The sequence below is a fragment of the Pedobacter terrae genome, from assembly GCF_036946585.1.
Classification (GTDB): Bacteria; Bacteroidota; Bacteroidia; order Sphingobacteriales; family Sphingobacteriaceae; genus Pedobacter; species Pedobacter terrae_C.
Genome location: NZ_JAQIIV010000008.1, coordinates 1 through 14,592, shown reverse-complemented (window position 1 = coordinate 14,592; position 14,592 = coordinate 1). Strand labels below are relative to the sequence as shown.

Annotated in this window: 18 protein-coding genes; 6 read left to right on the top strand and 12 right to left on the bottom strand. The window is 36.9% G+C overall.

Annotated elements, in window-relative coordinates:
- Positions 1-63: 63 nt before the first annotated feature.
- Positions 64-543 carry a TlpA family protein disulfide reductase gene (locus PGN18_RS12615; protein ID WP_335319850.1) on the bottom strand — a complete coding sequence of 160 codons (480 nt, stop codon included), beginning with the start codon at positions 541-543 and terminating at the stop codon, positions 64-66.
- A 686-nt stretch (positions 544-1,229) separates the two neighbouring features.
- Between PGN18_RS12615 and smpB the strand changes: the two genes are divergently transcribed.
- Positions 1,230-1,679 (top strand): SsrA-binding protein, encoded by a 450-nt coding sequence (smpB, locus tag PGN18_RS12610; protein WP_090496795.1) that lies wholly within the window; start codon positions 1,230-1,232, stop codon positions 1,677-1,679.
- Between the two features lie 65 nt (positions 1,680-1,744).
- On the opposite strand, the gene PGN18_RS12605 is transcribed toward smpB, so the two are convergent.
- From PGN18_RS12605 to PGN18_RS12595, 3 genes are all read right to left on the bottom strand, one after another.
- Entirely contained in the window at positions 1,745-2,401 is a 657-nt protein-coding gene (locus PGN18_RS12605) for a protein-L-isoaspartate(D-aspartate) O-methyltransferase (protein WP_335319849.1), read from the bottom strand.
- Positions 2,402-2,598: 197 nt separating this feature from the next.
- Positions 2,599-5,079 carry a replication restart helicase PriA gene (gene priA, locus PGN18_RS12600; protein ID WP_335319848.1) on the bottom strand — a complete coding sequence of 827 codons (2,481 nt, stop codon included), beginning with the start codon at positions 5,077-5,079 and terminating at the stop codon, positions 2,599-2,601.
- Entirely contained in the window at positions 5,079-5,465 is a 387-nt protein-coding gene (locus PGN18_RS12595) for a DUF423 domain-containing protein (protein WP_335319847.1), read from the bottom strand. Before PGN18_RS12595 ends, priA begins: the two co-directional genes overlap by 1 nt.
- Before the next feature lie 90 nt (positions 5,466-5,555).
- Between PGN18_RS12595 and PGN18_RS12590 the strand changes: the two genes are divergently transcribed.
- From PGN18_RS12590 to PGN18_RS12575, 4 genes are all read left to right on the top strand, one after another.
- Positions 5,556-7,124 (top strand): hypothetical protein, encoded by a 1,569-nt coding sequence (locus PGN18_RS12590; RefSeq protein ID WP_335319846.1) that lies wholly within the window; start codon positions 5,556-5,558, stop codon positions 7,122-7,124.
- 116 nt (positions 7,125-7,240) lie between these two features.
- Positions 7,241-7,468, top strand: a complete 228-nt coding sequence (locus PGN18_RS12585) for a hypothetical protein (RefSeq protein ID WP_335319845.1) — start codon at positions 7,241-7,243, stop codon at positions 7,466-7,468.
- Between the two features lie 41 nt (positions 7,469-7,509).
- Positions 7,510-7,845 carry a DUF5723 family protein gene (locus PGN18_RS12580; protein WP_335319844.1) on the top strand — a complete coding sequence of 112 codons (336 nt, stop codon included), beginning with the start codon at positions 7,510-7,512 and terminating at the stop codon, positions 7,843-7,845.
- 46 nt (positions 7,846-7,891) lie between these two features.
- On the top strand, positions 7,892-8,566 hold the full coding sequence (locus PGN18_RS12575) for a hypothetical protein (protein WP_335319843.1): 675 nt from the start codon (positions 7,892-7,894) through the stop codon (positions 8,564-8,566).
- Between the two features lie 2 nt (positions 8,567-8,568).
- On the opposite strand, the gene tsaB is transcribed toward PGN18_RS12575, so the two are convergent.
- The 8 genes from tsaB to PGN18_RS12535 all read right to left on the bottom strand — a co-directional run bounded on the left by tsaB (position 8,569) and on the right by PGN18_RS12535 (position 13,642).
- Entirely contained in the window at positions 8,569-9,264 is a 696-nt protein-coding gene (tsaB, locus tag PGN18_RS12570) for a tRNA (adenosine(37)-N6)-threonylcarbamoyltransferase complex dimerization subunit type 1 TsaB (protein ID WP_335319842.1), read from the bottom strand.
- Between the two features lie 299 nt (positions 9,265-9,563).
- Positions 9,564-9,794, bottom strand: a complete 231-nt coding sequence (gene yidD, locus PGN18_RS12565; RefSeq protein WP_335319841.1) for a membrane protein insertion efficiency factor YidD — start codon at positions 9,792-9,794, stop codon at positions 9,564-9,566.
- Complete coding sequence (locus PGN18_RS12560; RefSeq protein ID WP_335319840.1) at positions 9,778-10,194, bottom strand: ribonuclease P protein component; 417 nt, start codon at positions 10,192-10,194, stop codon at positions 9,778-9,780. The genes yidD and PGN18_RS12560 overlap by 17 nt, the downstream gene beginning before the upstream one ends.
- A 50-nt stretch (positions 10,195-10,244) precedes the next feature.
- Positions 10,245-10,403: a 50S ribosomal protein L34 gene (gene rpmH / locus PGN18_RS12555; RefSeq protein WP_010601723.1), complete on the bottom strand. Its 159-nt coding sequence runs from the start codon at positions 10,401-10,403 to the stop codon at positions 10,245-10,247.
- Between the two features lie 349 nt (positions 10,404-10,752).
- Positions 10,753-11,487 carry a LytR/AlgR family response regulator transcription factor gene (locus PGN18_RS12550; RefSeq protein ID WP_335319839.1) on the bottom strand — a complete coding sequence of 245 codons (735 nt, stop codon included), beginning with the start codon at positions 11,485-11,487 and terminating at the stop codon, positions 10,753-10,755.
- Positions 11,465-12,481: a sensor histidine kinase gene (locus PGN18_RS12545; protein WP_335319838.1), complete on the bottom strand. Its 1,017-nt coding sequence runs from the start codon at positions 12,479-12,481 to the stop codon at positions 11,465-11,467. The genes PGN18_RS12550 and PGN18_RS12545 overlap by 23 nt, the downstream gene beginning before the upstream one ends.
- A 34-nt stretch (positions 12,482-12,515) precedes the next feature.
- Positions 12,516-12,863 carry a DUF4288 domain-containing protein gene (locus PGN18_RS12540; RefSeq protein WP_335319837.1) on the bottom strand — a complete coding sequence of 116 codons (348 nt, stop codon included), beginning with the start codon at positions 12,861-12,863 and terminating at the stop codon, positions 12,516-12,518.
- A gap of 23 nt (positions 12,864-12,886) precedes the next feature.
- Positions 12,887-13,642: a LiaF transmembrane domain-containing protein gene (locus tag PGN18_RS12535; RefSeq protein ID WP_335319836.1), complete on the bottom strand. Its 756-nt coding sequence runs from the start codon at positions 13,640-13,642 to the stop codon at positions 12,887-12,889.
- Positions 13,643-13,774: 132 nt separating this feature from the next.
- Here PGN18_RS12535 and PGN18_RS12530 point away from each other — a divergent pair.
- On the top strand, positions 13,775-14,592 hold an 818-nt coding region (locus PGN18_RS12530), incomplete at its 3' end, for a ChaN family lipoprotein (protein ID WP_335319835.1).

Below are 14,592 nucleotides of genomic sequence, written 5' to 3'. Positions count from 1 at the left end.
AATTAATCACAAATTTTTTGCAGATAAACACTTCATGATTGGGTTTATCCGGAGAATCAGAGATTATTTGCTCACTACCGTCATCATTTTTTTGATACCACCATCACCAGATTGGTACATTAATAACTTACCGGCAGGTGAATATAAATACATTGCCGGGTATTGTTTTGGTAAAAACGTTGGAATAAAGATTCGCTTTTTATCCTGTAATACCAATACATTAGGCTTTGCATTTAAGCCTTTGGCATACGAATTAAAAAACTGCGGAATGATATAAGCTTCATCCATAGTAATCATATAAATATTCACATCCTTAAACTTGGCGTAATTTGCATTCAGGTTTTTGCTTTCCCGCTGGCAGTGCTCACAGGTACAATCAAACAATATAAAGAGATTTTTTTTCCCTTGTTTAATATCGCCATTTGAAAAGGGTTTTCCATCCAGTTTATAAAAGGTAAACTGCGGCAATAATGTAGGTTGCTGTGCATTTACCTGAAAAGTTACGGCTAAGAATAAGATTAAAAGTATGTTTCTGAATTTCATTTCCGACATTTTAACTTCAAACTTAAACGAATAAATACGAACATAACAATATATCCCATAGCTTTTACAAACGGATGAATATTTTATCCAGGAGATTCAGGTTAAATATGCGCGTTATTATGAAACTTGACTTCTCTTTTATGAAAGCATCATCGTCAGAAAATGAATGTCAGTTTTTTCATCGGTTCTGCAGTCCTACCATCCGCTTTACTCCGTTGCACGTCGTGTTCGCTCCTGTCAGGTTTAAGAAGAAGGGGCTTGTAAGCTGATGAAAGGCTTGTTCTTTTGCAACAGCCAATGTTAAATAAACAGATTGATGCCGCAACCAAAGTCGTTTTCCACTTTTGTTCAGAGCAAGCTGGACTAAGACCTGCGAAAGGGAAATATCGATAATTTCCAAAAATCAAAGAAGTCAGGTTTGAATACCCGCTCTCTCCTAAAAAAACTTGACTTCTTTATCTATACAATTAAATTAAAACTAAATTATCACACCAATTTTTAAGATATTTGCAAGCTGTGGACCGCAAATTGCATAAACGACCTTTCATGATTGGTAGACTACCAAATTCATTTAAGAATCTTTACAGAGGATCCTGAAACGGTTTCAGCATGACGGATTGCTTTTGTAGTCCAAACATTTTGTTTTACACACCGTTATACATTACAGTAATACACTTATTAAAATTTTGAAAAACGACATCAACATCAAGAATAAAAGAGCATATTTTGACTACAATCTTTTAGATAAATACGTAGCTGGGATTGCACTTTTAGGAACAGAAATAAAAGCAATTAGACAAGGTAAAGCCAACATGACGGATGCATTTTGCATGTTTATTGGTGGCAATCTTTTTGTGCGCAACCTCCATATCTCTGAATATAGCCACAGTTCTTTTTATCACCATGATATTAAACGCGACAGGGCCCTATTACTTCAGAAAAAAGAAATTAGAAAACTAAAGCTGAAAGGAGAAGAAAAAGGTTATACTATTGTTCCTTTACGCATCTTTATTAATGAAAGGGGTTTTGCCAAAATGGAAATTGCACTGGCCCAAGGTAAAAAAGAATTCGACAAACGCGATAGTATTAAAGATAGAGATACCAAGCGGGAATTGGATAGAGCAATGAAAAGATAATCCAATTGGCAGTTAATAGTTTTCAGTTCGAAAAGCCGACTATTAACTGTCAACTGAAAACTGAACTACCATGCCTGGTCACCAACCAAGGGCACAAACCTAAAGGTATCTAGTACAATTTTGTCATAATCTGTTTCACTTACACGGATTACCGTAACCATTTTCTGGGTTTTCTCATCCCCTACCGGAATCACCAGAATGCCACCAATTTTTAATTGTTTTAATAAAATTTCCGGAACCATTGGTGCACCAGCGGTAACAATTATTTTGTCGTATGGCGCATGGGCAGCAATTCCTTTAGAGCCATCACCACAATAAAAAGTGGGCCTATAACCCATCCCAGGCAAAACCTGAATGGTTCTGTTGTAAATATTCTCCTGTCTTTCTATCGTGAAAACGGTAGCACCCAATTCCATTAAAATGCAGGTTTGATAACCCGATCCGGTTCCGATTTCGAGCACTTTATCTCCTTTTTTAATATGCAGCAGTTCACTTTGGTAAGCAACCGTATAAGGCTGAGAGATGGTTTGTCCATCGCCTATGGGGAAAGCAATATCTTTGTAGGCCTGGCTCCAAAAAGTTTCATCAAAAAAGAAATGACGTGGAACTTTACCTATGGCCGCTAATACATTTTCATCTTCAATTCCACGGGATTTTAACAACTCAACCAGTTTTTTTCTCGCTCCACGTTCTCGGTAATTATCAACAAATTTATACGCCATGAGCTTCAAAATTAGCTTTTTTTAACGGTGATACAAGGAGAAAATGAGAGAATAATTGCACTAGCGAATGGATGACCTGAATTAGAGAATGATACATTCTCCACACTGAAGAATGATTGAAGGAGTGAAGGGTTGAATGAGTGAATGTGAAAAGGAAAAAACATTTACTCATTTAAAACTCCGTTATTCAATCATTTCTAATACGGATCTACGTCTATTTGTGTAAAAATGCCTTTAAATTCTTTAGTGGCATTAAACTCGGTAAGGGTTTCTCTTAATGCATCTTTAACTTTTTGAATGGCGGTATGTTTATCGGCCTTAATAATAATTTGTTTGATATAGAGGTTACGTACACGGCTTACCAGTGGCTGTTCGGGACCTAGAACGCGTTTACCAAATTTTCCTTTCAGAATATTTGCCAAGGTAAATGCAGCATGATCTAAAATATGCGAATCTTTATGTTTGATGTACAAAAATATCATCCTGGAAAACGGCGGATAAAGAAATTTCTCCCGCTCTATAATCTCGTCATGATACATTCCCGCATAATCGTTGTTCACCACCTGTTTGATGATCCGGTTTTCAGCATCGTAAGTCTGAATACAAACATTGCCCTGATCAGCCCTTCTACCTGCCCTACCCGCAACCTGTGCCAGCAGTTGAAAGCTTCTTTCGTATGCGCGGAAATCGGGATAACCTAAAAGTGTATCAGCATTAATTACGCCAATCAGGTTCAGGTTGTCGAAATCCAATCCTTTGGCCACCATCTGCGTACCGATTAAAATATCAGTTTTCTTATCTTGAAAATCATTTAAGATCTGCTGCAAGCCATTTTTTGTTCTCGTACTATCCATGTCTAACCTGGCAATGTTCACTTCTGGATAAAGTAGCCTGAGTTCTTCTTCAATCCGCTCGGTACCAAAACCTTTTTGCTCTACATGCACTGAACCACAGGCCGGACAAATATTAATACTACTTTGCTGGTAACCACAATAATGGCAATGCAATTTACCACTGCTTTTATGATAGGTTAAACTTACATCGCAGTTTACACATTTTGGCGTATAGCCACAGGTTGCACAAATGAGAATGGTGGCGTAACCCCTCCTGTTTTGAAACAATACAACCTGTTCTTTTTTAGAAAGCGCCAGATCGATATCTTTGATCATCACGCTGGAGAAATACGAACTCATCGTTTTTTTCTTCGTTTCTTCAGCAATACTCACCACCTGCTGATTCGGAAGCTGAACGCCTCCAAAACGCTCTTTCATTTCCACAAGTCCATATTTACCCTGTAAAGCGTTATAATAGCTCTCCAAAGATGGTGTAGCTGAGCCTAAAACAACCTTAGCCTGGTGCAAGTATCCCAAATAAATGGCAGCATCCCTGGCCTGATAGCGGGGAGCCGGATCATATTGTTTGTAAGAAGGTTCGTGTTCTTCATCAACTACAATCAGCTTCAAATCTTCAAAAGGAAGAAAAACCGCTGAACGCGCACCAAGGATTACTTTATAGGCGCCTGTTCTTACCTTGTTCCAGATCTCTACCCGCTCACTATTGTTGAATTTAGAATGGTATACCCCAATCGAATTGCCGAAATAACGTTTAATCCGCTCTACAATTTGTGTAGTTAAGGCAATTTCCGGCAACAGGAACAGTACCTGTCCATCTGTATGCCGGATTATTTTTTCAATCAGTTTAATATAAACCTGCGTTTTTCCTGATGCAGTTACGCCATGCAGTAAAACCACCTCTTTCTCTTCAAAATGCTGGTCAATCTGGTTCAACGCTTTCTGCTGACCATCATTCAATTCGAAATTAACGCTAAATTCTTCATCATGGGCAGCTAAACGGCTAACCGGCCTTTTCATCACCACAAAAATATCTTTGTCTGTTAAAGCTCTTAATGCCGCGGGTCCACAATTGCTTTCTGCTAAAAGCTGTTCTTTGGCAATCGGTAGATTTGATTTTTGTAATTTCAGGTAAGCCAACAGCGCATCTAACTGTTTAGGTGCTTTATCTAAAATATTAAAAAGCTGTTTCAGATTTTCCTCATCGCTGTAAAAATCATTTAAAACAACGAATGATTTAAGCAAAGGTTTATATTTCTGCACCACTTCTTCTGCTACTAATATAAGTTCCTTTTCCAGAAGATGATTGATAATAGGATACACTGTTTTTTGCCCAAGTAGTTTAGAAACATCATTGACGGTGAGTTTCTGTTGCTGTTTCAGTGCATTGATAATAATTTCTTCCTTATCGGTAAGCGTAGCATCGTCATTATAATCGTCGCGAAGAATCAGAATAGTTTCGCTGGCCAATTTTAAACTGGCAGGCAGGGCCGCCGCCATGACATCGCCTTCGTTACACATATAATAATTGGTCATCCATGTCCAGAATTTAAGCTGCATGGGTGTAATTACAGGCTCGGCATCAACCACATCAATAATGTATTTTGCCTCATAAACCGATGGTGGCACCTTGCTGATTGCGCTAATTAAAGCCGTATAAATCCGATGCTTTCCAAATTGTACCACTACCCGTTTTCCAACAGCGATCTGATCGTTTAAATCAAAAGGTACCCGATAAGTATAGTTCTTCGCCAAAGATAAAGGCAAAATAACTTCCACAAAAAGTGTTTCTCTTTCTGAAAAAATATCGTTTTCGAAAGTGTTCATTATTTATCTTTAAATGCAGCAAAAAATAGCATTATCCATCCTAATGCAAATAGTAACCCGCCAATTGGTGTCACCGGACCGATATATTCGGTAAACCCTAGATGTGATATGCTTCGGGTAGCCAATAAATATAATGATCCTGAAAAAAGAATAATCCCAAATGTAAAGCAAAAATAGGCGATATTAATAAGCTTATTCCGGTAACGGGCAAAGGTAGAAAGGTATAATAAAGCAAATGTATGATAGAACTGGTAATCAACACCTTTTTGCCAAATTTCTAATGATGGTCCATCAATTAAAGCCTTTAGTCCGTGAGCACCAAATGCACCCAACAAAACGGCAACAGCACCGAAAAAAGAAGCAGTAAGGATTATTCGTTTATTCATAATTAATTGCAAGTAGCAGTCGCTAAATTAATAATTTGACAAAGAACTTCTCACTAATGAATGTAATAAATTAAATTTGTTGCATAGCAGATGAAAAAAATCATAATTCTAACAAGTGCATTATTTTTAGGTGTAGCCTCTATGGCCTACCTCTATTTTTCAAAATTGGGAATTGAAAATGATGCGAAAGACCTCGCGCTGCAATCGGCAACCAATAATGCAGCCTTGGTATTTTCTTTCCGAAACGATAAAGGTTTTTACGACATTATTGAAGGGCAACAACTGATCCAGCAGGTTTTGGGTAAAGATAAAATGAGCCTCTTGAAACAGCTAAAAACAAATATCATCGATGACAATTTGCTCAACAGGTATCTGAAAGATCAGCAGGTTTATATCAGCGTATTACCTGATTCAAATAAAACCCTTAATTTCCTGGTCACTTTACAAATTCAGCCCGATAACGACATCAAAAAATTCTATGATCAACTAAAGCTTAAACGAGTAATTACCGAAAATTCGAAGTCGCTTTATACGGTGAAGATAAATGACAGCTTACAGGTTTATTTGGGTATCCAAAACCAGGTACTAACGGTTTCGACATCCTTAAAATTGATAAATGATGCCAATATCCGTTTAACTGAAAATCCTTTTACGGAATACATTAAAGAGAATAACCACCAGATTAAAAATGTACTGGCTAACATTTACATTAATTTTAACCAGGCTCCCTTATTACTTAAAAATATTATTGCGGGCAATATTAATGGAGAAATTACCCTTTTTAACCAACAGAACAGTTATGCTGTACTCAATTACAATTTTAGCAAAGAGAAAATTCTATTTAACGGAAGTACAGAAGTCAAAGATCAGCACAATTACATTAAGCTATTTGAAAACACCGCTGCACAAAATACATCGATCCAAAATATTTTGCCCGATAACACGGCAAATTACGCACTTTATGCTTATGATGATTATGGAAAATGGTTCAAGAAACTAAATACCTGGCAGGAACGGATTAAAGTACTTTCAAAAATCAATGCCGTAATAAAGAGGGTAAGGGATGATTACAGAACTGATTTAAACTCGATATTTACTACTTATACAAAGAATCAGTTTGTTCTTTTTCAGTTAAATACCAGCGAAAAATTGGGTGCAATTTCTTTATCCAATGGCGAAAAGACAAAACAGTTATTACTCGACGTGAGTACAGACTATAACGAGGACGTTAAACTCTTTAAATCGGCTGATATCTTATATAGTTATTTTGGTGAACCCTTTAAAAAATTTACACGGCCTTATTATACCATTATTGACAATAATCTGGTTGTAGCCAATAATGCGAGTACGATAGAATCATTTTTAAATCATTATAAAAACAACAAGCTTTTAATACAAACGCCACAGTATATAGATGCAATAAATGAAATTTCGACCACTTCCAATATAAGCTATTACATTAACACGAAAAATTCGGCAGATATTTTCAGGCACAATATCCAACTGAATTTCTACAGACATTTACGAGCTGACAGTGGCTTAAAAAGTTTCGATACTTTCTGTTACCAGATGAGTGCGGATAAAAACAAATTCATTACTAACTTGCTTTTAAACAAATACGTACAACCCAAAATACCAGATTCATTGAGTAACCGTTAATAAGGAAACACATCCAATAAACTATTTTACATGAAGAAACTTTTACTTGCGTTACTGGCAATGGCCAGCTTTGGGGTTACACATGCTCAACAATATGCGCTTTTGGTACCAAAACCATGTTCGATGCATTTGAAAATCCTTCTCAAAAATCTTTCACCTTAGATTCATCAAGAAAATTTTCTTCTAATTTTTTCCTACCTTATTTTGGAACAAATGCTATTAATAAGGGTGATTCTGAATTTGCAATAAGAAAACTCACACAGGAAGGCATTTTTGATACAAGAAGTTTATACATTGGCACCGGAGAGGTCAATCATTTTTTGAAAACAGCAATATCTACGTAGCAACATTTAGGCTTTTTAAGTCTTATAAGTATCAGAAAGAAATGGGCTTTTCATGGCAGATCAGGTCTGATGCCCATATCGATTACACCAACGAAACTTTGGCCATTTTTGATTCGTTCGAGCGGTTTAATAGCAACCAGCTCTATGCAGGAATTTTCAACACCAAAGGTTATCAGCAGAGTTACCATCAGCTTAGCTTTACCTACCGCGAAAACTGGAACAAAAGGCTTGCATTTGGTTTAAAAGCCAGTGTATTAAGCGGGATTCTTTACAATAAATTAAATGTTTATGATTCCCAATTATACATCGATCCCGAGTCGGATGCATTGTTAATTAATTTGAACGGAACTTATTCAGCCAATTTCTCTGATTTTTGATGAGATCAATAAGAAAAACTTCTTTCCAAATTTCAAAAACCCTGGTTTGTCATTTGGTTTTGGCACCAACTACACTACAAAAAAAGGCTTATTTTTAATGGCTAACGTTAAAGATTTAGGATTTATCTGGTGGCGTAGCAATACCCAACGTACAACTATCGATCAATCAAAAATTATAGAAAATATCGAAAACAATCAATCGAATACCAATCGAAAAATACAAGATATTTTCTTGCAGGCGGAGCAACCCAAAAAGTTCCTGGCTCCAACCAATGCCAAAATTGATTTTTACATGTCTAAACATTATGGCTTTTACAAACCTGCTTTGGCTGTTTCAAAAAACCTGTTTTACAAAGGTGGAGATATTGCTTTCGTAAATACTTTTATTATTAACGATTTTTCGGGCAGTGTAACACCTTTGTACAATTTAAATGGTGTTTTCATGGTTGGACTGCAGGGCAAATATCAAACACCTAATTTTGAGTTGTTTATGGGTACTGATAATTTTCTGGCTACCGGTTACCAAAGTTATGGGCTAATTAAAAAAAATGCGTATACAGGCAGGGGGGCCAATGGAGCCTCTTTTTATATGGGTGTAGGCATCAAATTTGGAAATATAGTCAATCACCCCCAATTTGCTGATGTAATACCAGGTATTAATGATAAAAGCGATGGCGACAGCTTCTTTAAAAACTTGTTTTCGATTTTTAAAAGAAGATAGGCTTAACCTTGCGCTTGTTGCTTTTTAGACTGGGTAACCACAAAATCTTTCAGGTAAAAAGGCTCAAAGTAGGCTACATCTTCAAAATTATGGTTAGCAAAAGCCTCCTTAGCTAAGCGAGACATATATGTAGCAGAATTGAAATTAGCAGCGTCAAACTTTGCATTTTGATGTGTTAAAACTTCAGTACATTTGGCTGCCCCATCGCCTAAAAAGGTAATGATTTGATTGGAAAAAAAGTTATTAAAACTTGTTCCGTCGATAATTTTAGCTTCAGTTGGCAATAATATATTTAGTGAAGGATCAAAAACTGCAGTATATACTTCCATCCTTCTGGCATCAATCATCGGACAAATTAATCCGGAATAACCTGGATTTTGCGACAAAAAACCAGCAGCCATCATTTTCAATGTTTCGATGGCAATTAAAGGTTTATCCAAGGCATAGCAAAGTCCTTTAGCTGTTGAAACGCCAATACGCAAACCTGTGTAAGATCCTGGCCCTTTACTGACAGCAATGGCATCCAATTCCTGATAACTTAAGCCAGCGGCTTTAATTACATCATCAATGAACAGGGTTAAATTAGCTGCATGCAGATTCTGTCCTTGCTCCTCTTTAAATGAAATTGTCTCGCCATTAACAGATAGTGCCACAGAGCAGATTGCCGTAGCAGTTTCTATTTGAAGTATTTTAGCCATGGGGCAAAGATAAATAAAAATGGAAGATGTAAGAGGGACTATGAAAAGATGGGCTTGCTAGTCTGAAGTTTTTAGTTGCAAGTCCCTAGTCAATCCTTTCAACCCATGTCATCCCGGGGGATAATTTATTTTATAAAAATCAATGTGATTGACAGTTGTAAAAAAGAAGTTTGAATGGCCTAGAGGTACCGGCATTTCGCTTCGCTACAGTCGAGATGACGCCGATAACAAATAACCGACCGATTAACCGACTTGGATAATAAAATAATGACTAATCAACAAATGACAATTGAACCTTATTACGGAACCGGATCATGTCCGTGGTTACCCCAGGGATGACAACGACCAATACGTTTCAGTGCCAGCCAACCGCCTTTAAACGGGCCATGTTTTTTAATGGCTTCTATTCCGTATTGTGAACAGGTTGGGGTAAAGCGGCAATTTGCACCCAGCATAGGTGAAATGGCGTATTGATAAATTTTAATCAATCCTAAAAAAGCCAACCCAAAAATTTTATTGATGAATTTCATTGGACTGGATTAAATTTTGGAAACGTTTGAAGGAAGCGTTCAGTTTTTTCTCAATAAAAGCAAACTCATACTTACTCTTACCTACAAACTGTATGGAAAACAAAAGCAATCCCCTATCCGTAGGTAAAGGCAGGTATAGTTTATCTTGTTTATTTACACGATAAGCTTCGCGGATGCGGCGCTTGAGCAGGTTACGGTCTACCGCCCGCTTATATCTTCTTTTAGGTACATTGATCACTACTTGTGCCTGCACATTAGTGGTAACATCAACAAAAAGATAGGAAATCCGAAAGGGATATAATAAAAAAGAAGAACCGTTTTTAAACAACAGGTCTAAATGTTTCCTGCTGCATAACCGTTCTTCTTTCCTGAATGTGTACATATATTTTTGATTGATCATTGCAGATTTTTGATCTGCCGATCCCGAATTAACGGAAAAGCAATCAAAAATTATGCTTTATGCTTGCGTTCGTCAGAAACTGTTAATCTTTTTCTTCCTTTAGCACGACGTGATGCTAATACTCGTCTGCCGTTAGCTGTTGCCATTCTTTCGCGGAAGCCGTGTTTGTTTCTTCTCTTTCTTTGCGAAGGTTGGTATGTTCTTTTCATGACTGTATATTATCTATTGTAAAATTAAGAGGTGCAAATATAAAGCGATTTCTCTACAAATGCAAGCGTGATTAATTATTATTTTTTCTATTTAATGCAAATGTAAAAAATCTCCTCAAAAACTGGACTAATGTGATCATTTTAATCATTGTCTTAGGCGTTATCTATTTTATTACGAATAATCTCAATTCAAGCGTTAGAAGATTCCCGCATGCGCGAGATCTGATAGCTATTGAATGACGACGATTCTATTGGATTTTGTCAATTGTAGCGTAGTCGAAGAAAATGGTAACGGAAAGTAGGGCTAAAAGTAGCTTTAACGGCTAATTTTTTACCAAAAAAAATCAGTCTAAAGCCCCAATGCTGCCTTCAATTTTACATAGCCCGTTTTACTCACCGGCAACCAGATATCAGACTTCAACAGCACTACATAGCTATCTTTCTCTTTAAGCTCTATTTTGGTTACCTGGGCCAGGTTAATGATGTATGATCGATGTATGCGGATAAACTGACTGGCATCTAGTGTTTGTTCGAAATAAGCCATGGTTTTGTTCTTATAGAAAGCACCATCAACAGTACTTAATTTCACATAATCATCATCAGCTTCCAGATAGTTGATATCGGCAACAGGAATAATCTTAATGACACCATCTTTTTTAACCACTACCCGATTGTTTTGGGCTGGGCTTAAAGCTGCAGCATCCAAAACAGCCTCTGTATTTTCTGCCTGGTTTAACTTGCCCGGTATTTTTTTAATGGCGGCATCAAAACGCGATTTATCAATCGGCTTAAGCAGATAATCTACTGCATTAACTTCAAACGCTTTGATGGCATATTCATCAAAAGCAGTGGTAAAAATCACCGCAGGTTTATCCTCCACCAGTTCAAGCATTTCGAAGCCACTAATTTTAGGCATCTGTATATCAAGAAAAATTAAATCAGGCTTATGTAAGGTAATGGCTTTCAAACCCTCAAATCCATCGCTACATTCGGCTACAATCTCTATTTCTGCATGATCTGAAAGGTAATACTTTACAATATCTCTCGCTAAAGGCTCATCATCAATTAGTATTGTCCGGATCATTTTTCTGTGGAATTTTTAGGGTGGTAATATATAAATTATTTGCCTCAATATCGGTTTGTAACAAATGAGTATTTGCAAATAACAGATACAACCTGCGTTTAATGGCACTTAAACCAAATCCTGTTCCTCCGGCCGCTTTCATTTCAGGATCGAAAGGATTTTGAACGCGCAATTGTAAAATATTATACTCAACAGTAACATCAATTTTGATGGTAATGCCAGCAGATGTGTTATAAAGGCCAAACTTTATGGCATTTTCTACAATAGGCTGTAACAACGTACCTGGGAGGCAGAGGTTTAAGGTATCTTCGGCAACATTTACTTCAATATTCAACCTATGGCTAAACCTTACTTTTTCAATATCAAGGTATAGTTGAATATATTCCATTTCTTCTTCAACCGAAACCCATAATTCGTCATCTCGTTTTAGCGTACCACGGAGAAAAGAAGCTAATTTAGTGATCATTACGCCTGCTTCTTTTGGATTAACCATGGTAAGTGCAAATACCGAATTTAAACTATTAAACAGAAAATGCGGTTGCAATTGGTGCCTTAACTTATTTAACTCAGCTTCTTTAGCCAGACTTTTTGCCGTAGATAGTCTTTCGTGAGTTTCTGACTGTTCTTCTAACCTATACCAAAGTATATTTGCTAATGCACACCAGCCCAGACACATAAAAGAAATTAGGCCTCTGAAAGCAAAAGAAAAGTTATAAAAATCTTTATATTCTTTATAATCGGCAAAAATGTAAAACATGCTATATTTAGCAGCATAAATAATCACGAATGTGAGCGCCAGTGTAATAATCAGCACATACATAATCCGCTCGTTTTTTGGCTGATAATAACCTAACATATTGCTTACTCCTATACAGGCCAATGCCAACAAAAAATTACTGGTTAAGCTATCGGTTATGGCTATCCACCAGGAAAAATTAACTACATAATGTAATCCAGCGGCACAGATTGCTGTCCATAGGATTGCTATGGACAATGATATTTTCTGTATCTGCGGAACGGATAAAGGTCTAGTTGTCAAAATGAGTTTGATTAGTTAATGATTTATTGCGATGCGCCAGCTTTTCCAGGTATAGTTTCACCGATCTGGGCTCAACAATTCTGGAACTTACTTCCACACCATCTTTAAGTTCAGCCACTTCAGCTATTCCACCCACACCTAAAAACTTCCATACTATTTTATCTCCCCGACAATCGTTGAGGGAAGGGTTGAAATGTACTGCATTCAAATTAGCTTTGCTTAAGACTTTCCCGATACATTCCGCCTGGATTAAACGTATTTGTTCGTTAAACTGGGGGCTATGTTTTCCATCACCGCAAATTACCTGATAAATACAATTTACTGCAAACCATTTCATAAGGCGTTATTTATCATAAATATTTAGAAACTTTTTATTTCAATCCCACCAAATAAAGCCGTTCCATCCAAAATCAATGTCTTTTTTAGCTCTGCTACCGGCATCACATGCGACCTTTTATCTTCAACGCTACCAAACAATGCCGTCACGTTAGATTTTATCGCCCAATTTTGCGGCACAATCAATTTAATTCCACCAAAAACAGCTGTTACATCAAGTGATACGGTCTCCGGAAAATCAGCCTGGGTCATGACAATATCGGCACCGCCAAAAACAGCCGTAATATCACCGCCCTGAAAGTTTTTAGTGTAAACCGTTTGATGACTACCTCCAAAAACTGCCATTACATCAATCACATCGTTATTATTTACGGTTTCTTTATCCGCAGCACCATCAAAATCGAAATTGGCCTTCTTTTTATCTTTTTTCTTAGAAAAGGACACACTCTTTGGTCTGAAGATCAAAAAACTACCTATGATCACCAAACCAAAGCCTAAAGCATATTTCGATAAGTCGAGGTCCAGACCAGGTATACGAATTAACGTATTATAGGCACCGACCAAAATTAAGATGAGCCAGCCTATCCCCTTAAAGTTACGGCGAACGCCTAGAAATACGCCCAGTAAAATTAAAAAATTAGACCAGCTAAATATCCATCCTGGAATAGCTAATCCAATATTGTTCAACAGGAATGCAAACCCTATGATGATGATGATGAAACCGCTCCAAACCCTTCCTGAATTTTTAACCTGGTTATGATGATGATTAATGTTTTCCATTTGTGCTCGTATTTAATAATCCAAAAGTATTGATCCGTAAAGGATCATTATATAGGCCACATGTAAGAACCAGGTAAAAGGCGGTAAGTGACCTTATTTTATCGGTGAAAATTATTTTGTTATTTTGAAGGCATGAAATTTATCCTATTTGTATTTGTTTTTGCGATTTCAATTGGCTCATATGCCCAGGAAATAGACAGACACTATAAAATTTACGATGTTAAAAAACAAAAGCCGATATCAATAAACGATATTGTTGACGACATGGAGCATGCTGATGTTTTATTTTTTGGCGAAGATCATAACGATTCAGTAGGTCACTACCTGGAAGCAGAACTTCTTAAAAAACTCCATTTAAAATATCCGTTAAAAATGGCGTTATCTTTAGAAATGTTTCCTACCGATGTACAACCTGAAATAGATGAATACCTGGCAGGATTAATTTCTGAAAAGAATTTCATTAAAGAAAGCCGGGCCTGGGGAAATTATAAAGATTACAGACCTTTAATTGAATATGCCAAAAAGAACGGGCTAAAAGTTATCGCTGCAAATGCGGCAACACGTTATAGTAATGCTGTTACAATTGGCGGGCTGAAGGTTTTGGAAAATTTCCCAAAAACATCATTCAATTTTTTACCTCCTATTCCTATTGATACCGCTCAGGGCAGGTATTATGAAAAATTCACAGAAACTCTGGGTGGACACAGCATGGGAACCATGAAAATTTACCAAACCCAAAATTTATGGGATGCGACCATGGCCTGGTCTATGAATAAGTTTATAAAAGCAAACAAAGGCATTAAGATTTTACAGCTCAACGGTCGGTTCCATAGCGATGAAAAGCTTGGGACTCTGGCCAAACTCAACAAACTCAATCCAAAATTAAAAATTCTGAACATTGCCTCGTTTTCTGATGAAAGTTTTAGCAATCCCAAATGGGAAAAATTTGG

Excerpts from the sequence above, each read along its gene's own strand:
- PGN18_RS12615 (WP_335319850.1), bottom strand. The coding sequence starts at position 543 with ATGAAATTCAGAAACATACTTTTAATCTTATTCTTAGCCGTAACTTTT.
- priA (WP_335319848.1), bottom strand. The coding sequence starts at position 5,079 with ATGAACACTTTCGAAAACGATATTTTTTCAGAAAGAGAAACACTTTTT.
- PGN18_RS12590 (WP_335319846.1), top strand. The coding sequence starts at position 5,556 with ATGAAAAAAATCATAATTCTAACAAGTGCATTATTTTTAGGTGTAGCC.
- PGN18_RS12550 (WP_335319839.1), bottom strand. The coding sequence starts at position 11,487 with ATGATCCGGACAATACTAATTGATGATGAGCCTTTAGCGAGAGATATT.
- PGN18_RS12560 (WP_335319840.1), bottom strand. The coding sequence starts at position 10,194 with ATGATCAATCAAAAATATATGTACACATTCAGGAAAGAAGAACGGTTA.
- yidD (WP_335319841.1), bottom strand. The coding sequence starts at position 9,794 with ATGAAATTCATCAATAAAATTTTTGGGTTGGCTTTTTTAGGATTGATT.
- tsaB (WP_335319842.1), bottom strand. The coding sequence starts at position 9,264 with ATGGCTAAAATACTTCAAATAGAAACTGCTACGGCAATCTGCTCTGTG.
- PGN18_RS12580 (WP_335319844.1), top strand. The coding sequence starts at position 7,510 with ATGGGCTTTTCATGGCAGATCAGGTCTGATGCCCATATCGATTACACC.
- PGN18_RS12535 (WP_335319836.1), bottom strand. The coding sequence starts at position 13,642 with ATGGAAAACATTAATCATCATCATAACCAGGTTAAAAATTCAGGAAGG.
- PGN18_RS12595 (WP_335319847.1), bottom strand. The coding sequence starts at position 5,465 with ATGAATAAACGAATAATCCTTACTGCTTCTTTTTTCGGTGCTGTTGCC.
- PGN18_RS12540 (WP_335319837.1), bottom strand. The coding sequence starts at position 12,863 with ATGAAATGGTTTGCAGTAAATTGTATTTATCAGGTAATTTGCGGTGAT.
- PGN18_RS12585 (WP_335319845.1), top strand. The coding sequence starts at position 7,241 with ATGTTCGATGCATTTGAAAATCCTTCTCAAAAATCTTTCACCTTAGAT.
- rpmH (WP_010601723.1), bottom strand. The coding sequence starts at position 10,403 with ATGAAAAGAACATACCAACCTTCGCAAAGAAAGAGAAGAAACAAACAC.
- PGN18_RS12605 (WP_335319849.1), bottom strand. The coding sequence starts at position 2,401 with ATGGCGTATAAATTTGTTGATAATTACCGAGAACGTGGAGCGAGAAAA.